17 protein-coding genes are annotated in these 19,257 nt (G+C 58.2%); 13 read left to right on the top strand and 4 right to left on the bottom strand.

Annotated elements, in window-relative coordinates:
• The first annotated feature begins 2 nt into the window (after positions 1 to 2).
• The 11 genes from B0G52_RS24275 (at position 3) to B0G52_RS24225 (ending at position 12,838) form a co-directional block, all read left to right on the top strand.
• Entirely contained in the window at positions 3 to 878 is an 876-nt protein-coding gene (locus tag B0G52_RS24275; RefSeq protein WP_094048042.1) for a carbohydrate ABC transporter permease, read from the top strand.
• 59 nt (positions 879 to 937) lie between these two features.
• Positions 938 to 2,455, top strand: coding sequence for an extracellular solute-binding protein (locus tag B0G52_RS24270; protein ID WP_094048040.1), 1,518 nt, complete (start codon positions 938 to 940; stop codon positions 2,453 to 2,455).
• Between the two features lie 139 nt (positions 2,456 to 2,594).
• Positions 2,595 to 3,347 carry an SDR family NAD(P)-dependent oxidoreductase gene (locus B0G52_RS24265; RefSeq protein ID WP_094048038.1) on the top strand — a complete coding sequence of 251 codons (753 nt, stop codon included), beginning with the start codon at positions 2,595 to 2,597 and terminating at the stop codon, positions 3,345 to 3,347.
• A 27-nt stretch (positions 3,348 to 3,374) separates the two neighbouring features.
• Positions 3,375 to 4,535 (top strand): galactonate dehydratase, encoded by a 1,161-nt coding sequence (dgoD, locus tag B0G52_RS24260; protein ID WP_094048036.1) that lies wholly within the window; start codon positions 3,375 to 3,377, stop codon positions 4,533 to 4,535.
• Between the two features lie 13 nt (positions 4,536 to 4,548).
• Positions 4,549 to 6,633, top strand: a complete 2,085-nt coding sequence (locus B0G52_RS24255) for a DUF6259 domain-containing protein (protein WP_094048034.1) — start codon at positions 4,549 to 4,551, stop codon at positions 6,631 to 6,633.
• A gap of 35 nt (positions 6,634 to 6,668) precedes the next feature.
• Positions 6,669 to 7,328: a GntR family transcriptional regulator gene (locus B0G52_RS24250; RefSeq protein WP_158223846.1), complete on the top strand. Its 660-nt coding sequence runs from the start codon at positions 6,669 to 6,671 to the stop codon at positions 7,326 to 7,328.
• 316 nt (positions 7,329 to 7,644) lie between these two features.
• Complete coding sequence (locus B0G52_RS24245; RefSeq protein WP_094048030.1) at positions 7,645 to 8,463, top strand: VanW family protein; 819 nt, start codon at positions 7,645 to 7,647, stop codon at positions 8,461 to 8,463.
• Between the two features lie 79 nt (positions 8,464 to 8,542).
• Entirely contained in the window at positions 8,543 to 8,998 is a 456-nt protein-coding gene (locus tag B0G52_RS24240; protein WP_094048028.1) for a MarR family winged helix-turn-helix transcriptional regulator, read from the top strand.
• Positions 8,999 to 9,006: 8 nt separating this feature from the next.
• Positions 9,007 to 10,248, top strand: coding sequence for an MFS transporter (locus B0G52_RS24235; RefSeq protein WP_094048026.1), 1,242 nt, complete (start codon positions 9,007 to 9,009; stop codon positions 10,246 to 10,248).
• A gap of 47 nt (positions 10,249 to 10,295) precedes the next feature.
• Entirely contained in the window at positions 10,296 to 10,877 is a 582-nt protein-coding gene (locus B0G52_RS24230; RefSeq protein WP_233162996.1) for a M50 family metallopeptidase, read from the top strand.
• Positions 10,878 to 11,002: 125 nt separating this feature from the next.
• The gene (locus tag B0G52_RS24225) at positions 11,003 to 12,838 is read left to right on the top strand and encodes a UbiD family decarboxylase (protein ID WP_094048085.1); all 1,836 of its coding nucleotides are present in this window, start codon (positions 11,003 to 11,005) and stop codon (positions 12,836 to 12,838) included.
• A gap of 67 nt (positions 12,839 to 12,905) precedes the next feature.
• On the opposite strand, the gene B0G52_RS24220 is transcribed toward B0G52_RS24225, so the two are convergent.
• The 4 genes from B0G52_RS24220 to B0G52_RS24205 form a co-directional block, all read right to left on the bottom strand.
• Positions 12,906 to 13,448 (bottom strand): DUF1697 domain-containing protein, encoded by a 543-nt coding sequence (locus B0G52_RS24220; RefSeq protein ID WP_094048022.1) that lies wholly within the window; start codon positions 13,446 to 13,448, stop codon positions 12,906 to 12,908.
• A 249-nt stretch (positions 13,449 to 13,697) separates the two neighbouring features.
• Complete coding sequence (locus tag B0G52_RS24215) at positions 13,698 to 14,243, bottom strand: guanylate kinase (protein WP_094048019.1); 546 nt, start codon at positions 14,241 to 14,243, stop codon at positions 13,698 to 13,700.
• A gap of 80 nt (positions 14,244 to 14,323) precedes the next feature.
• Positions 14,324 to 16,084 carry a sensor histidine kinase gene (locus B0G52_RS24210; RefSeq protein ID WP_094048017.1) on the bottom strand — a complete coding sequence of 587 codons (1,761 nt, stop codon included), beginning with the start codon at positions 16,082 to 16,084 and terminating at the stop codon, positions 14,324 to 14,326.
• Positions 16,081 to 16,803: a response regulator transcription factor gene (locus B0G52_RS24205; RefSeq protein ID WP_094048015.1), complete on the bottom strand. Its 723-nt coding sequence runs from the start codon at positions 16,801 to 16,803 to the stop codon at positions 16,081 to 16,083. Before B0G52_RS24205 ends, B0G52_RS24210 begins: the two co-directional genes overlap by 4 nt.
• A gap of 204 nt (positions 16,804 to 17,007) precedes the next feature.
• Between B0G52_RS24205 and B0G52_RS24200 the strand changes: the two genes are divergently transcribed.
• Together B0G52_RS24200 and B0G52_RS24195 are read left to right on the top strand one after the other, a co-directional pair.
• Entirely contained in the window at positions 17,008 to 17,943 is a 936-nt protein-coding gene (locus B0G52_RS24200; protein WP_094048013.1) for a M23 family metallopeptidase, read from the top strand.
• 141 nt (positions 17,944 to 18,084) lie between these two features.
• Complete coding sequence (locus tag B0G52_RS24195; RefSeq protein ID WP_094048011.1) at positions 18,085 to 19,254, top strand: LolA family protein; 1,170 nt, start codon at positions 18,085 to 18,087, stop codon at positions 19,252 to 19,254.
• The last annotated feature ends 3 nt before the right edge of the window (positions 19,255 to 19,257 follow it).

The following is a 19,257-nucleotide window of genomic DNA, read 5'->3' as shown; positions in this document are numbered from 1 at the left end:
AGGTGAGAAAGAGACAACCTGTCGGTTGGGGGCTCGGATTGCTGTATTTTCTTCTGAGTCTGATCACGGCTGCTACGCTGTACCCGTTTTGGCACGTTCTGATGTACTCCGTCAGCGATCCGAAGCTGGCGATGGGGGGAGGACTGTTCCTGCTGCCGCGCGGCTTTGCGTTCGATTCCTATGAAATGCTGTTTCGCAATTCCTCCATCTTCCATGCGTATTCCAACTCTTTGTTCCGGCTGTTCGTCGGGACGTTAATCAACGTAACGCTGACGGCCATGCTGGCGTACCCCTTGTCGATTCGCAGATTTATGGGGAGAACGCCGATTACGCTGCTGATTTTCTTTACGATGCTCTTTAACGGCGGCATGATTCCGACTTACCTGCTGGTCAACAATCTGGGACTCGTGGATTCCCTGTGGGCGCTAATCGTCCCGTCGGCAATCAGCGCATGGAACTTCTTCATTATGAAAAATTACTTTCAAGGTCTCCCGCCGGAGCTGGAGGAGTCGGCCAACATGGACGGCGCCACGCCGCTGCGCACGTTGTTTTCCATCATTTTGCCGGTTTCGATGCCGGTGATCGCGGCGATCTCGCTGTTCTACGGCGTATGGCACTGGAATTCGTATTTTGACGCCGTGCTCTATCTTCACTCTCAGGATAAGCAGATCCTGACGATTTTCCTGAGATCGATGATGAGCTTCAGCGCGACGGAGTCCACCCGTTCCATGAACGATTCGATGACGATCGCCAACATTTCGGAGGAATCGGTCAAGATGGCGACCATCATCGCAACGATGCTGCCGATGCTGCTGATCTATCCGTTCCTGCAGAAGTACTTCGTCAAGGGGGTGCTTATCGGCTCGGTGAAAGGGTAAGTCCGATTGCAAACGGCAGTTGAAAAAATCCGCTTACGAGACGATTGAGGAGGGGTTATATGTTCACAGGAATGAAATCCGGAACGGCAACTCGCGGTATCGTTGTATGGTTGATCGTTGCGCTGCTTATGGCTGCGTGCGCGAAGAACGAGCCGGCCGCGAACAAAGGGAATTCAAGCGAAAGTCCGAAGGATGCTCCGGTAGTGACGGCATTGATGAACAAGGCGACCGATTTTCCCGAGGACAATCCGGTCATTCAGGAAATCCGCAAACAATCGGGGATCAATCTTCAGGTGCAAACCGTCTCCGTCGACGATTACGAGAAGAGACTGAACACGCTGCTCGTTTCCAACGATGCGCCGGACATTTTCGTCGTTAACGACACGAAGATCAAGGAACTAATCGACAACAAAGCGATCCTTCCTTTGAATGAACTGCTCGAGAAGCACGGCTCCAACATCACGGCGAACAGAGGCGACGATCTGAAGGGCGGCGCTTACGTCGACGGGCAAATCTACGGGATTCCGGAAGGCTTTGCCAGCGGCAACTCCTTGGCGATTCGAAAGGACTGGCTCGATAAGCTGAATTTGCCCGTGCCGACCACGCTTGACGAGTATGGGACAGCGCTCAAAGCATTCGTCAACGACGATCCGGACGGCAATGGGCAGAAGGACACGATCGGAGTGGGCCTGGCCATTCAAGCTATGCAAACCTGGGTGCACATTTTCGGAGCGTACAACGTTCCGATGGGCAGACAGGTGATGACGGACGGTAAAGTCACGCCCTGGATGCTGGCTCCCGGGTACCTGGACGCGGTCAAGTATTTGAACAAGCTGTACCAAGAGGGACTGGTAGATACGGAGTTTTCGACGATTCCGTCCCTGCAATCGTTCCAGAAGCTCTGGAACGGCAAGGTCGGGGCCTACAATTTCAATGCGGACGGCATTACGCAAAACTGGCTCAGCCGTTACGTAGAGCAGCCCGCGCCGGAGTTCGTCTATACGCTTATTAAAGGACCGGACGGTCATGGCGGATACCTCGATCCGAATCTGGCCAACAGCCCCAAATATACGGTCATCTCCAGCAAGGCCAAAGACCCCGAAGCGGCGATGAAGCTGCTGAACTTCCTTGTCAGCGACGAGGGAGACGCGCTGACTTGGGCAGGGGTAGAGGGGATTCAATACCAGTACAAGGACGGCAGCTTCGAGTGGATACCGCCTTACGAGGATGCGGTTAAGCTTCGCGACTCCGGCGGATACGTCTATTCCGTGCTGCTGAACAAAAAAGACGGCATGAGAGAATCGTTGTTCAACGACGCGACCAAGCAGGGCAGGCAGATTGCCGCCGACAACCTAATCGACGAAGTCAGGCTGTTCGCTCTGCCGCAGGTTCAGATCGACAAGGGCACGATTCTGGACGACATGGAGAAGGAGTTCAGAACGAAGGCCATGATGTCGACAGGAGATATCGACCAGATGTACGAGAGCTTTAAGCAGAAATATTTGGCCGAAGGCGGCAGTGAATGGATCGAGCAAGCGACAAAAATCTATCAGGAAGAGCAGGCGGCCAGACAGTAAAGGCGCTTGGAAGGACCCGCGGCCTACGTTGCCGTTGGCGAAGAAAGCCGAAGCCGGCGAGCCATACCGCCGGCCTCGGCCGCGCTCCGGCCCTGGCAGCGGAACGCGCGGGAAGAAGCCTCGCCGAGGAGGATAAAGCATGTTCGAGCTTAACGGAAAAACGGCACTTGTGACCGGCTCCAGCAAAGGCATAGGCAAGGGAATCGCCTTGGGACTGGCCCGGGCGGGCGCGAATGTCGTCCTCAACTCATATACGGCCGAGGACGACCCGGAATCTACGATTCGCCAGATCCAGGATTTGGGGAGAGAGGCGGCATTCTTTCAAGCCGACGTGACGTCGGAGAGGGAGGTTGCGGGCCTGTTCGAGCAAATCGACCGACGCTTCGGCCGGCTGGATATTCTCGTCAACAACGCGGGCACGTCCAGGCCGGAATCGATTCTGGAAACGGAGATCGACAGTTGGCGGCACGTGATCGATACGAATTTGACGAGCTGCTTTCTCTGCTCGAAGCAGGCGATGGAAAGAATGGTTCGCCAATCGTCCGGTCGCATCGTTCAGATCAGCTCGGTAGTGGCGCATCAGGGCGCGATCTTCGGTCACGTTCACTACGCGGCGACGAAGAGCGGCATGCTCGGCTTCACGAAGTCTCTTGCGCGTACGGCGGCGCCCCACGGCATCACCGTAAACGCCGTAGCTCCGGGAATCATCGATACGGAGCTGCTTCGCAGCACGCATGGGCCGTCCCGGCTGGACGAATTGTCCCGGACCGTACCGCTCGGTCTCGGTTCGGTAGAGGACGTTGCGGCGGCGGTCGTCTTTCTGGCCAGCGAGGAGGCGCGCTATTTGACGGGAATTACGATCGATGTCAACGGCGGGCTTTACTACAGATAGATAACCTACAGATGGCGAGGGAACCAGGTGAAAATTACGGATGTGGAGATATATACGGTATATTGCTACCGTACGAATTGGGTTTTCGTAAAGGTGATGACGGACGAAGGCATCAGCGGAGTCGGAGAAGCGACGCTGGAGTACAAGGAGCACGCCGTCGTCGGCGCGATCGAGCATCTGAAGCGTTATTTGATCGGGAAGGACCCGACGCAAATCGAGCTTCACTACCATCAAATGTATCGCGACGCCTACTGGCGGGGCGGGCCGGTGCTGATGTCGGCGTTAAGCGCGGTCGAGGCTTGCCTGTGGGACATTAACGGCAAGGCGCTCGGCGTACCTGTTCATCGTCTGCTGGGCGGGAAGTACCACGACAAGGTGAAGGTGTACGCCAACGGTTGGTTCGCCGGCGCCTCCAGCCCGGAGCAATTCGCCGCCGCCGCAAAGCGGGCGGTGAAGCGGGGGTTCAAAGGGCTGAAATGGGACCCGTTCGGCATGGCGTATATGACCATCTCCAACGAAGAGCTCGACAAGGCGCTGACGTGCATAGACGCGGTACGTTCGGCCGTCGGCCCGGATGTCGATCTGTTTATCGAAGGCCACGGCAGGTTTAACGTGCCTTCGGCCGTTCGGATCGCTCGCGAGATCGAGCCGTTCAAGCCGGTATGGTTCGAAGAGCCGATTCCGCCCGACAATCTGGATGCGATGGTGCAGGTCAAGTTGAAATCCAATGTGGCGATTGCCGGAGGGGAGAGGCTGTACTCCCGACATGCCTTCAGAGAAGCTTTGGAGAAGCGGGCGCTGGACTTCATTCAGCCGGACGTCAGCCATGCGGGCGGGCTGCTGGAATGCCGCAAGATCGCGGCCATGGCCGAAAGCTACTATATTCCGTTTGCTCCCCACAATCCGAGCGGCCCGATCGCGAACGCCACGACTTTGCAACTGGCCGCGTGCACGCCGAATTTTTTCTACCTTGAAATCATGGAAACGGACGTACCGTGGCGGCAAGAAATAACCGACGAGCAACTGGTTTTCGAAGACGGGTACATGCGGATTCCGGACCTTCCCGGATTGGGCATCGAGCTTCGCGCAGACGCGGCGCTCCGGTATCCCTACGAGCCCAAGGATCTGAGACATTATAACGGCGCGCTGACCGATATCCGCCCACCCGAGACAATTCCTTACTTCTAGGAGGCCGTTAACGATGTACGAATTGACGAACGATCACTTAACCGCAAGGTTCGACGAACTGGGAAGGTTAATCTGGCTTTCCAACGGGAAGAAAGCTTACGGAAACGTTATCTCTTCGCCCTCCGAGTCCAGCTTTAAGCTCGTATTCAAGCGAGGGGAGGATTGGGAAAACGCCGTCTCCGGCGGCGATCAGCTCTACAAGGTAACTCAAAGGGGGAACAGTCTGGAATTTGCGGCCGACAGGTTGAGCGTTCGCGGCGCATCCGTCGATATCGGAATCCGTCTTACGGTCGAGCTGCAGCGCGATCGATTGGTTTTCGGGGAGGAGATCGACAACCGCGAAGATGCTTTGATCACCGATTTCGAATATCCGAATATCGGCAATATCCATTCGCTGTCCGGCGGCAAGCCGGCTTTGCTTTGGCCGCAGCAATGCGGGCAGAAGATCGCGAACGTCGCCCAATATTTGGCGGACATGAAGGAGACGCGCGAAAGATATTCCAATACGCTGCGTTTGAACTATCCCGGAGGCCATCCGCACGGCGGAAGCATGCAATGGATGGCGCTGGCCGACGGAGATCAGACGCTGTATTTGTCCGGCCGGGACTCCGAGTTCTATTCCTCCGAGCTGCTGGTTAGAGGAGGAAGGGGATGCTCCGGCGGAGTGGCGCTTTCCGTGGACAAAATGCCGTTCGTCAAGCAGGGGGAAACCTGGACGTCACCGTCCTTCTTGTTGATGCTGTACACCGGAAGCTGGCATCGCGGAGCGCGGGAATACGCGGAATGGTCGACGGCCTGGCGGTACGAAGCGCAGACGCCTCAATGGGTGAAGGACATGAAAGGTTATTTTCTGGTCATCAACAAGCAGCAGTTCGGGACGGAGATGTGGACATACGACGAGCTGCCGAAGCTGTACGAGCTTGCCCAGGCGCACGGCTGCGATACGCTTGGACTGTTCGGCTGGTACGACAGCGGGCATGATAACCAGTATCCGCATGTGGATGCCAGCGATACGCTAGGAGGAGTCGAGGCGCTCAAGTCGAATATTAAAGCTGTGCAGGCTGCGGGCGGCAGGGTTACCTTGTATCAGCAAGGTCATCTGATCGATATTTCGTCGGACTTTTACAAGAACGGCGGGGATCGGCTGGAATCCAGAAGCCGCTGGAACGCGCCCTACTTCGAATTTTACAACAAGTCGCATGAAAGCTCCTTTCAGGCCGGCTTTACGAGCAAATCCTTTTCGATCTCTTGCCCTTCCTGTCCGGAATGGAGGGAATTGATGAAGGACAAGACGGACTTCATCGCGGCGTTCGGCGCGGACGGCGTGCTGTTCGACCAGATCGGAGGCATGCCGGCGTATCCGTGCTTTAACGAAGAGCATCCGCATGCGAAGGGCAAGCCGTCTCTGTCCATGTCCCAGGGCAGAATAAAGCTGCTCGAAGGCATACAGACCCGCACCAAGGAGCTAAACCGGGAATATGCGTTCTTCACCGAACACGTGACGGATTTGTATTCGGGTTACGTGGACTGTCTGCACGGCATGTTCGCCGAGCCTTCCAGAGCTTCGGGCCGGATGGAGACGGAGGCGGACGACGGGAAGGCCGAGCAGTTGAATTATCCGGAGCTGTTCAGGTACTGTTTTCCCGACACGGTCGTGACCATTCGCAATCCTTACCCGTATATCGAGCCGCGCACGGCGAATTACGCGTTGGTCTTCGGGCTGCGATACGAGCTTGAAGTTCGCTACGCGGCCGACCGGGACGATCTTCTGGCCGATCGATACGCGGACTATCGCGAGTACGCGAAACGGGTGACGGAGCTTCGCTCCAGATATTGGCATGTGCTGGGCCGTGGCAGGTTCCAGGATACCGACGGCATCGTGAACCGGACTCCGGCCATCATCGCCAAAGTCTACCGCCGGGACGGGCTGCTTGCGGTCGCGCTGTGGAACGATTCATCGGCCGCCGTTGCTCCCGCGATCGAGGTTCCCGGCTGCCGGCTGGCGGAGGTATCGACGTTGGAGGGAACTTTCGCTTCGATGCCTCCCGCGTTGGCGCCGCAGCAAATTGCTGTGGCATTATATGAAATAGGGGAATGACTGTCAGTTCTATTCGCCGGAAATGAGGGATGGATGTGACCAAGAGCGCTAAGGTTACCGCGTATGCCCAGGTCAAGGATTGGATTAAAGAGAGCATACTTTCCGGAGAGATTCCCGCGGGCTCGCGCATTACCGTGGCGGAAATCATCGAAAAATACGGCGTCAGCCAGATGCCGGTGCGCGAAGCTTTTCAAATTTTGCAGGGAGAAGGATTTATCGAGCTGCTTCCCCACAGGGGAGCGAGAGTACTGTCCCTGACTCCGCAATACTTGGCCAATATCTACGAGATACGCGGTGTCGTGGAAGGACTGCTGGCCAAGCGCAGCATGCCGAATCTGACGCTGTCCGGGCTCAATCGGCTAAAGGAATTGAACCGCCAGATGGAGGCGATGGTAGGCGAGGGTATCGCCGCGGAGGAGCTGGTAAAGCTGGACCGCCAGTTCCATGTCGCCATCTATGAAAACAGCAACAATCCGGAAGGCATGCAGATTTATGAAAAATACGTCGGATTGATCGGCTCGCTCAGGAACAAGTACGGATACGGCACTCAGCGTTTGGGTGATATGGTCAAGCAGCACTGGCTGATGATCGAGGCTTTGCAAAATCAAGATGCCGATACGTTGGTGCAGATCGTCCATGCCCACAGCGAAGGGGCCAAGTTGGACTTGCTGAACGCAATGGAAGCCAAGGGGTGAGCGCGGATGCCGATCCCGGGAGAGCAAATCCTGATCCAGCAAGCCATTATCGACGGCGTCCTTCGTTCGGCTGAATCCGGCCGCGAAGTGTCCGTCGAGCTGCCTCGCGACTAATCGGATAGAGTTTCGTTACAGCGGCCCCTGCCTTCCCGGCAGGGGCCGTTTGCGATGGTTTGGCAGGCGTTCCCTCGCGTCTTCCTCTTCAATTCACCCCCATTCCCTCGACTCCATCTTTTTCGACAAAAAATGTAACTTTTCCCACTTTTCTGCGTCAAATGTATGGAATGGTTTAAGAACGAGGGGGTATCCGCAATCCATGACGGCAATCCGCAATAAACCTATGATCAAATTTCTTCGGACAAGACTGCTGCTGGACGACGCGCGCAGCTTGCTGAAAGGCTGGTACTTTCAATTCGTGTCCCCGGAAAACCGGCTTCCCCGGGATGCGGAGGCGGAACGCGGCGAGATCGTGCTGTCGGAAATCCGCATTCTCATGCAATGGAAGGAAGAGCTGCAGGATCTGAACTACGGCCGGTTCCATAACATGAATTTGGGCTGCCGGATCGTGAACGGGACGGTCATTCCTCCGGGGCGGATTTTCTCGCTTAGAAAATTTCTCAAGGGCGCGACGGAAGAGATGGGCTTCATGCCGGGGCCGATGTTCGTTCGCGGGCGCACGATACACGCCGCCGGGGGCAGCGCCTGCCTGATCAGCACGCTGCTCTTCAACGTCGCTCTCCAGGCGAATATGGACATTCTGGAGAAGCATAACCACAGCGCGGATATGTGGGGGGAAGAGCGATTTATCGACCTCGGTCTGGACGCCACTTACGTCTACGGGCGGAAGGATCTCAAGTTCAGGAACACGCATAGCGCCGATATTCGCATCCTCGCCGAGATGTCCGGCTACGAGCTGCATTGCCGCCTCGTCTCGGACAAGCCTCTTGCCGGAACGACGACGGTCCGCACGAAGTTGCTAAGGGAGCTGCACCCGGCCGGAGCCCCGTCGGAAACTTCCCCGGCGTACCGCAAAGGCTGGATCGTGGCGACGGAGCGATCGTTCCGCGACGAGAGCGGGACGACCGGCACGACGTATTATAAGGAAGAAAAGTACGCTCCCTTTTTCCTGTCCTGAAAACCGATCTCGTCTCTTTACAATAATAGTTGCCTGAAATATAATTGTCGTAGCAACTATTTGGAGATGAGCATAACGGATGAACAATAAGAAAGCGTACGATCTCTGGCGTTCGGCAGGCTTTATGCTGGGGACGTCCTATCGCAAAGTGTCGGCTTTGTTCCAGAGCAGGCTGAAGCCCTTCGAGATTACGCCGGAACAGTGGTCGGTCCTGTACCAGATCCATCTGGAGGACGGCCTCATTCAGAAGGAAATCGCGGAGCGGACGGGCAAGGATCGGCCCACGACGACGAGAATACTGGATCATCTGGAGCAGAAGGGGCTGGCGGACAGACGGACCGGCGATCGCGATCGACGATCGTTCCAGGTAGGCATCACGGACAAGGGAAGAGAGCTGATCCTCAAGACGCTGCCGCTGGAGATGGCGGCGAACGAAGACGTTCGCGGCTGCATGAGCGAAGAGGAATACGATACGTTGATCCGGCTGCTGATCCGAATCGATCATCATATGAAAGACATCTTAGAGAGAGAGTAGGAGAACACATGCAACGCCGGGAAGCGCACACGAAATTGTGGACGAGAGCTTTTATCGCCCTGACGATAAGCTCTCTCTTGTTGTTTCTGAACCTGCAAATGACGCTGTCCGCGTTACCGACCTACGTCAAAAACGATTTCGGCGCGGACGATCTCGCCGTAAGTCTCGTTACGAGCCTGTTCGCGCTGTCCGCGATCGCGGCCCGTTTTCTGACGGCGGCGCTGATGCGCAAGTTCGGCCGGGGAACGCTGCTGTACACCGGGCTCGCGATCGCCGTCGCCGTTACCGGAATCTGCATGCTGGCCGATTCGATCGGCTCGCTGCTGCTCATGCGCGTCGGTTACGGAGTCGGCTTCGGCATGGCGAGCACGATTCTCCCGACGCTTGTCTCGCAGATGATTCCTTCCGACCGGATGGGGGAAGGGATCGGCTATTTCGGCCTGTCCACGAGCCTGGCGATGTCGATCGGTCCGATGATCGGGCTGAACGTGTTCCGCGAGGCTGGCTTTAACGCGCTTGCCTGGGTGGCGGGGGCGACGCTGCTGCTCGCTTTCCCGCTGCTGCTTCTAACGCGATCGGTTCCCGCGAATGATAAGCGCGAAGCGCCGAAGAGCGCCGCAGGCAAGGCGCCGATGAATCGAAAGCTGCTGCTGCCGGCGTTCCTGAACGTTCTGCTCGGCGTCACTTACGGGGGCGTGCTCAGCTTTATCGCCCTGTACGGCGAGTCGGTCGGGCTGGAGCAGGTCGGGCTCTTCTTCCTGTTTAACGCGGTCACGATCATTATCGTGCGGCCTGTCTCCGGCAAGCTCTTCGACCGCAAAGGGCATGCCGCCGTGCTCATTCCCGGCGTCGTCTGCGTCATCGCCAGCTTAACCGTGCTGTCCTATGCGACGACGCTGCCGATGCTCATCGTATCGGCTCTGTTGTACGGACTGGGCTTCGGGGCGATCCAGCCGACGCTGCAGGCATGGATGCTGCGTTCTTCCGCGCCGGAGCAGTACGGAACGGCCAACAGCCTGTTCTATAACGCGACCGACCTGGGCGTTGCCTCCGGGGCATTCGTTCTGGGCGCGATCGCGGCCGCGGCCGGATACGACGAGATGTACCGTTACGCCGCCGGATTTATGGTCTTGTTCCTTGCCGCCTATGGTATAATGCGGGTAATCGAACCGCTAAGCGGAAAATTAAGGCAAGGAAAGAGGGGATTGCGATCAAGTCCTGGCTCAGAGTCGCCATATTCCTCGGAATAACGGCGTTCCTAACCCGCTGGATTCCGTTCTCGGACTTCTTCCGCAACGTGGACACGCTCGTCCACGAGATGTGCCATGCGCTCGTCACCTTGCTTCTGTCCGGTGACGTCCGGTACATTCATCTGTATTCCGATCAGAGCGGACTGACTTACTCCGCGTACGCGGGCCACTGGAAGTCCATTCCGATTTCGCTGGCCGGCTATTTCGGCTCCGCCTTGTTCGCGCTGCTGCTCTTCTTCCTTCATTCCCGGCGCCGGGAGCGGGAAGGGCTCGTCGTGATCGCGACGATCGCCGTGCTCGGCCTCGCGCTGTTCGTCCGCAACGGCTTCGGAGCGGCGTGGTGCGCCGGCTTCGCGGTGCTCACGATTCTGATCGTCGTTCTGTCCCGCCCCGGACTCATTAAAGGCTATTATTTACTCGTCGCATTCATCTGTCTCGTAGAATCCGTCATCAGCGCCCTGGTTATTCTATCGATGTCCTTTCATAACCCGGCAGCCGCGGGAGATGCGACCAATCTGGACAGAGCCACCTACATTCCCGCTCTCTTCTGGGGGCTGCTGTTCGCGGTTTTCTCGCTCGTCTGCGCGCGAAGCTCGATCAAGCTGTTCTACAAGCGAGGCTTCGATTGATCGGGATCGGGCCAGGCTGACCGTATTTCTCCGGACCGGGTTTGCCTGCGGAGTTGTGGCAAGCCGGACATCCCGATACAATAGGAAGCAGACGACAAATTATGCAGGGCGGTGGATTGTTTCCTATGTATCGGAATTTGGAAGAATGCTTGGCGGACCTGGAGCGGCACGGGCATCTGGCGCGCGTCCGCGAAGAGGTGGATCCTTATCTGGAGATGGCCGCCATTCACAGACGGGTATACGACGCGGGCGGGCCCGCATTGCTGTTCGAGAACGTCAAGGGCTCGAAGTTCCGGGCCGCATCCAACCTGTTCGGCACGATCGAACGCAGCCGGTTTATTTTCCGGAATACGTGGGAAGCCGTGCAGAAAGTGATGGTCGTGCGCAACGATCCGATGAAAGCTCTGAAGAGCCCGTTCCAGCACGTCGGAGCGGGCCTTACGGCGTGGAAGGCGCTGCCGCAGAAGACGCCCGGAGGGCTGGCCGTTCCCGCCAACGAGGTGCGAATCTCCGACCTTCCGCTCATTCAGAGCTGGCCGATGGACGGCGGCGCTTTCGTTACTTTGCCCCAAGTGTATTCCGAAGATCCGGACAAGCCGGGCATTATGAACTCGAACCTGGGCATGTACCGCGTTCAGTTGAACGGCAACGAGTACGAGACCGACAAGGAAATCGGCGTCCACTATCAGATTCATCGCGGCATCGGCATTCATCAGGCGAAGACGAACAAGCTGGGCGTTCCGCTGAAGGTCAGCTGCTTCGTCGGCGGCCCTCCCGCGCACACGCTGGCGGCTGTCATGCCTTTGCCCGAGGGACTCAGCGAGATGACCGTGGCCGGAATGCTGGCGGGCAATCGTTTCCGCTACAGCTATTCGGAAGGCTTCTGCATTAGCAACGACGCCGATTTCGTCATCACGGGGGAGATCCATCCGGGCGAGACGAAGCCCGAAGGCCCGTTCGGCGATCATCTCGGTTACTATAGCCTGACTCATCCTTTTCCCGTTATGAAGGTTCACAAAGTGTACGCCAAACCGGGCGCGATCTGGCCGTTCACCGTCGTCGGCCGTCCGCCTCAAGAGGACACTTCGTTCGGACAGCTGATCCATGAGCTGACCGGCGACGCGATCCGGCAGGAGATCCCCGGCGTTCAGGAGGTTCACGCCGTCGACGCGGCAGGGGTTCATCCGCTGCTGTTCGCGATCGGCAGCGAACGCTATACGCCTTACAGCGAGGACAAGCGGCCGGCCGAGCTGCTCACGCTCGCCAACCGCATTCTCGGCACGGGCCAGCTGAGTCTGGCCAAGTATTTGTTCATTACAGCGGAGGACCGGCAACCGTTGGATACGCATCGGGAAGAGGAATTTCTGGCCTACATCCTGGAACGGATCGACTTGCGCCGGGATATTCACTTCCAGACGAATACGACGATCGACACGCTCGATTACTCCGGCACCGGGCTGAATACCGGGAGCAAAGTCGTGTTCGCGGCTTACGGGGACAAGCTGCGCGAGCTGTGCCGGGACGTGCCGGAGGAACTGCGCGAACTGCGGGATTTCGGAGGAGCGAAGCTCGTCATGCCGGGTATCGTCGCGCTGCAAGGACCGGCGTTCTCCAGCTATGAAGCGGCGCAGCGGGAGATTGACGCGCTGTGCGCCGCGATTCGCGACAGAGGGCCGCTGTCTTCCTGCCCGATGATCGTCATCGCCGACGACAGCGAGTTTCTGAGCGCAACGCTGGCGAACTTCCTGTGGGCCGCGTTCACGCGCAGCAATCCGTCGCATGACATCTACGGCGTGAACAGCGGCTACGAGTTCAAGCATTGGGCGTGCGACAACGTCATTATCGACGCCCGCGCCAAGCCTCACCAAGCTCCCCCTCTCGTCGCCGACCCGGCGGTCGAGCGCGGCATCGAGCGCTTGTTCGTTCAAGGCGCAAGCTTGGGCGGCTTGAAGAATCTGTAGCCCGGCGGCCCGCTTGAGGCATGCAAAAAAGGAACCCGCATCCGTCATGGAGCGGGTTCCTTTGTTTTCAGTTCGCGATCGCGCGGCTCAGCTCGGCCAGCTTGACGACCGTATTCCAATTCCTCACGGTCATCGATCGTCCGACCTTCTGCATGCCGTTCGCCAGCTTGGAATCGAGCATGCTCTGCCGGAACAGGAAGTAGATTTCCGATTCGGCGACGGCGTATTCGTCGCGCTCGTCCTTGCTCGCCTCCAGAGTATTCGCCGCTTTCTCCGACAGCGGCTCCGTCAGGAAGGCGATCTGGATCGTCTGCTTCTCCTGAAGCGTTCGCGCATCGTAGGGGCAGCTTGCGATCACGTTCTCCCATTGCGCGGCGGAGCGGATCGCGACGGAAGCCGATATGCCGAACCGGTCGGAGATCGCCTTCTCCAGCAGCGGGCGCAGCTGCGCCTCGGGCTGCTCCGACTCGAACACGACGTTGCCGCTCTGGATATACGTTTTCACCTGCCGGAGTCCGATTTTCTCGCAGGCGTCTCTCAAATCGGCCATCGGCACTTTGTTGTGCCCGCCAACGTTGATTCCTCTGATCAGGGCAATATAGACGGCCACCTTAACTCTCCTTTTAGAGGTTGTTCAAAAAGTCCGCTTTTGATCACGAAGCAACTCGGGAAGCGGATTCGACATCGAATCTTGAATTCAGCCGGTTCTTCCGGTACTCATGTAGGTTCTCCTACACTAAGCGATCGCTTCCTCATCACCAGCCTTCATCCAACCTTCCCGGATGCATGGGCGAGCAGTTCGCCGTAAGGCGAACGACCAGCCTTGGTGCTGAAAACCGGACTTTTTGAACTTTCACTTTTAGCGGGCGAGGGCCGAACGGATCAGCTCCGCCGTCCGGTTCGCATCCACGTTCTCGAACGTGTACTCGCATTTGCTGCGATAAGTCACTTCGTCGGTGTAGCTGTCCAGATAGCGCTGAACGACCTCGTAAGGCATCCCCTTGCTTTCCAGACGCTCGCGAAGCGTTAGTTTGCCCACATAGATGAAAATTCTGACTGCGGCATCGCGATATTGCTTCACGATCGCGTCCGCGCCTTCGCGATTAAGCACGAGGTAGACGCTATTGCCTCCCGCGACCGCGGCTTCCAGCTCGTGGCGAAGCACGCCGTAACGGTTGCCGTTGATGCTCGCGGTTTGGACGAACTTGCCTTCGCTTTCCCATTGATCGAACTGCTCGCGGGCGACGTAACGGTAATCCTTGTCCGGCGAAGCGGGATTTCTCGGCTCGCGCGTCGTGCAGGAGCGAACTCCGGTCCAGCCGAGCGCTTCTCCGACTTTGCGGGCGATCGTCTTGCGCCCGGCGCCGCTTGTTCCCGTGAATATAAAGATGGACGGTCCTGGCATGCAATCCCCTCCTCTCGTTTATATCCTTTATATCGGCAAATTGCCGATCATTCGAGATAGCCAATCGGCGGATGACGGCGTTATTCCTCCGCATCCGTCCGCGGCCAACAAAGGCGAATCGTCGTCCCTCGGCCAATCCCGGACGCCACGCCGATCGTGCCGCCCATCGCTTCCGTCAGCGCCTTCGCTACCGCCATGCCGAGGCCCGTTCCCTCCGGACGGCTGTCGGTGTCCGTTCCCCGGTAATACCGCTCGAACAGCCTTTCCACCGTTTCCTTGTCCATGCCTTTGCCGTCGTCGGCAAATTCGATGATCGCTTCCTCGCCGTTCTCCTTGACCGCTACCTCCAGCAGGATGCCCTTGCGATTGTGGGTCAGGGCGTTGGCGACGAGATTGTCTACGATCCGCTGCATCCAGGGCGCGTAGGCAAGAATATAGACGGGACGCTCCGCCGCCTTGAACCGGACGATCGAGGCTTCGTAACCTGGATGGCCGGCAGCGGCTTCGCGCAGCGCCGCGTCCATGAACCCGTTCATCTCCACCGGGGACATGGAGGGGGCGGCGACGCCGCTGCGCAGACGGTACGTCAGCGTGAGGTCGTTCACCAATCCTTCCAAATAAGAAGATTTGTCCAAAATCACTTTGGCGAACGATCTCACCTCTTCGGGCGTCCACGAATAATGTTCGGCCTCCAGCATATGGGCATAGCCGACGATCGAGGACAAGGGCGTCTTCAGATCGTGGGACACCCCCGCCACCCATTCCTCGCGCAGGCGCTCGGCGTCCGTGCGATAACGTTCGTTGCGCCGGAGCGCGTCCGAGAGAGATTCCATCGAGCGGATGACTTCCTCGTACACTTTATATTTGCGCTTCCGCCCTCCCTGCCGCGTGCGGCTTCTCGCGATCCCTCCCGCACCGGTCGGCTCGGCGTATACTCCCCTGCCGAGAAGCCGCACCCAATTCATGACGTGGACGATCGGCGAACCGATGCGGTGACCGAACCAGATCGCCATCGCCGCGAACAGCAGCAGGGCTGCGGAGATCAGAGCGCCGATCGACTGGATCAGCACGCGATTCTCCGGCGTGATCCAGGGTTGCTTCCCGGGTTCGTTGCCAGGCAGGGGCGAACTGAGCGCCCAGGTGCGGCCCGAAGCCGCATCGTAACGCGTCACGAGCTTGGTGCCGTAGCGGTCCCAGTAGACGGCGCGAAGAACCATTTCCTCCACATTGTAGCTTCCCATAGCGCCTTCCGGTTTATTGAAGAAGGCAAGCTCGGAGCCGTTCTTGTCCACCAGCTGCAGCCACGAGCCGCTCGACTTCAATTCGCGCACCAGCTCTTCCGGGAGAATCAGTGCCGAGCCCTCCTGCCTGCTCTCCCGGATCAGTCGTTCCATCAGCTCATTATCCGTGTCCTTCACGCCGTAGATCAAGGTGTGGATAACGCCGTTCTTCGGCTGGATCCACAAGAAGAGCTGATACGGAAACGGGCTGCTTCCGAGCCAATAAGCCGTCAGCTCGCCGGGACCGTACCGGGCCGGAACGTCCGGAGGGGCGAAGAACGAGTGCGTTACCTCGCCGCGCTCGTCGATTCTCTGCAGCCAGCCTCCGCTTTGCCGCACAAGCTCCAGCAGCTCGGCATCGAACGTCAGTGAGTCCCCGTCGGCCTGGATCGACTGCACGATGCTGTACATGCCCGAGCTGTCGAATTGACGTGCCGCCTCGATCCGGTTGAACCGATCGATCGTCCATAGGACCGTCCCGGTGGCCAATCCGAGCAGCACGGCGCCGACGACGACGAGCCAACCGACCAGACGGAGCGCCAGCCGCCAATTGACGCTCATGGCCGGACCTCTTTTTTCATGAGCTTGTATCCGAGTCCCCGGACGTTCACCAGAAACCGCGGACGGGAAGGATCCGGCTCGATTCTTTCGCGGATACGGTGAATATGCACCATGACCGTATTGTCGTCGCCGATGCTGCTTTCGCCCCATACCCGTTCGTACAGCTCGCTCTTCGTGAACACCCGGTTCGGATTTTTACAGAGAAAGAGCAGCAATTGATAGACGAGTGTCGGGCAATTGACCGGCTTGCCGCCCGTTCGCAGCTCCGCCGCCGCTTCGTTCACCTGGAAGTAGCCGAAATCGTGCACGGCGCCGACGGACTGGGGCGCTGCCGGGGAGCTCTGCGTTTTGCCGGAACGGCGCAAGAGGGAGCGAATGCGGGCGACGATCTCCAGCGGATTAAACGGCTTCGTCACATAGTCGTCCCCGCCGACGGCGAAGCCCGTCAGCTTATCGAAATCGGTGGATCTGGCGCTAAGAAACAAGATCGGGGAGTCCGTCGCGCGGCGAATAAACGGGCAAATATCGAACCCGCTCATCTGCGGCAGCATGACGTCCAGGACGATCGCGTCGTAGTTCTTTCGTTCGCAGGCGGCCAGCGCCTCTTCGGCGGACACGGCTATGTCGATATTCGCGAATCCTTCCTTGCGGAACACCGTCTCCAGCAAGAGAACGATCGCCTGTTCATCGTCCACGAGCAAAATCGCGGCATCGTTCACTATCGTCTCTCCTTCCCGATGTTGTCCATCCGACTATTTTCCCAACCTATTTTATCATTTCGCGGACCGCATGAAGCGGGGCGTTCTATTAACTCTATCTTAATTTTTCAGGATAGAATTAAGCCGGGCATAAGACGCCGTTATCGGGAGGATAAGCTTGCGAAGCTAATCTGAAGACATTAACCGATGAAGGATGTGCCAACGATGAGAATGATCTTTATCGCCTCTGCGCTCGCATTGGGGCTTGCGTTGTCCGGCTGCGCTTCGGGCAAACAGGAGCAAGACATGAAGCCGGAGGACGTTCCGCAGGCGCTGCTGGACAGGAAATACGGGCAAATTCATTCGCGATTCACGGACGGCTTCAAGCAGGCGGTGGGGGAAGCGGATCTTCGACAGGTCGCGGATCAAGTCGTCTCGGATATCTCCTCCTGGAAGCCGATGGCCAAGCAATCGTGGAACGGAGGCGAATACTACGGCTGGGCCGACGATTCCGGGAAGTGGGGATTAATTCTTACGACGGAGGAGACGGGACGCATCGACAGCTTGCTCATGATGCCCGTGCAGCCGGATCCGGATACGGACGCCGCGAGGACGAAATCGGCTTACGGCTTGCCTTTCACTGGAGAATGGACCGTCTTCTGGGGCGGGGAGAACGTGTTCGAGAACTACCATTACGCGGTAGACAGCCAGCGTTACGCCTACGATCTGGTGCAAACCCGCGACGGCTACACCTATCAAGGAGACAAGACGAAGAACGAGAGCTATTACGCCTTCGGCCAGCCGATCGTCGCTTCGCGCGACGGCACGGTCGCGGCGGTCGTCGACGGCATCGCGGACAATGAACCGGGCGGTCGAATGGATCCGGAGAACCCGGCCGGCAATGTCGTCGTCATCGACCACGGCGACGGGGAGTTCAGCATTTTGGCTCATCTGCAAAAAGGGTCCGTCTCCGTCCAAGTCGGCGACAGACTGTCTAAGGGAGACCAGATCGGCCTCTGCGGCAATTCGGGCAATTCCAGCGAGCCGCATCTTCATTTCCAGGTTTCCGACGGGAAGGATTTGTTCGATTCCAAGTCCATTCGCGTGCACTGGGAGCAGGATCGCGAGCTGCGGCAAGGGGCCGTAGTTGACGGAGGCTGATCGCTGCGCCCGGACCCGGCTTCGTCGAGCGGAACCTGACTTCTGTCCAAGCCGATGCTCGTCATCTTTGTCCGCATAATTGGTCAAGTCCCCTCATAGACATGAAGCATGGATTGATTAATGTGCTGAGGGGTGGATCGCATGCATCGTCGGATTTCATGGATCGCTGCCGTCGTCGTAGCGCTGGCCGTCATTCTGGCCGGTTGCGGAAGCAAGAACGCGGAGTCGATCGTGAAGGACCTGGACAAAGTCGTGGACAAAATGGAAAGTTACGAAGGCAGCGGCGAGATGATTCTATATACAGGTCAGCAGCCGCTGGAGTACAAGGTCGAGGTGTGGTACCAGAAGCCGGACATGTACCGGATCGCGCTGACGAACGCGAAGCGCGACATTACGCAGATCGTTCTGCGCAACGAGGACGGGGTGTTCGTGCTCACCCCGCAGCTGAACAAAAGCTATCGCTTCCAGAGCGACTGGCCGGACAATCAGGGTCAGGTCTACTTGTACCAGACGCTGGCGGACAGCATCATCAAGGACAACTCCCGGCAGTTCGCGACCGACAAAGACAGCTACGTGTTCGACGTAATGGCGGGCAACTATCAGAACGGCTCGTTCGCCCGGCAGAAAATATGGCTGTCGCAGGACGACTACGCGCCCAAGCACGTCGAAGTGTCGGACGCCAACGGCAACAAGATGGTCGAAGTCATCTTCAACTCGTTCGAATTCGGCAAGAAGTTCGACAAATCCGCGTTCGATATGAATTCGAACATGGGCGTTGCGCCTAACTCGAACGCCAAGCCTTCGGACGGCAGCGCAAGCCCGGATCCATCGGCTTCTCCGGACGGAAGCGCCGCTCCTGAGTCTACCGCTTCGCCGGATGGCACGGACGCTCCGGACGCGACGGCGTCGCCGGACGGTCAGCCTCCGGAAGAAGGAGAACCGTCTCCCGCGCAGAACACTTCGTTCTCGCTGATCGAACCGGACATCGAGTCGCTGCCGGCAGGCGTGGAGCTGCTCGATCAGATCGATCTGCAACTGGTCGACAATCCGGGCTACATGCTCCGGTATACGGGAAGCTACGACTTCACAATTACGCAAAGTCTGGCCAAAGTCTCGGCGGCGACTTTGAGCGCGGGATACTCGCTCGACCTCGGCTTCACGCTCGGTCACGTGACGGAGGGCGCCGCGAATACGGTGAGGACGCTGACCTGGACGTATGACGGCATCGAGTTCCGCTTGACCAGCGAAGATCTGGAAGATCGCGACATGGTTCGCATCGCCCAGTCGATGGTCGATACGTCGGGCAAATAAGGC

Source organism: Cohnella sp. SGD-V74 (assembly GCF_003001675.1).
Lineage (GTDB): Bacteria > Bacillota > Bacilli > Paenibacillales > Paenibacillaceae > Cohnella.
This window is presented reverse-complemented; position numbering and strand designations above follow the sequence as displayed.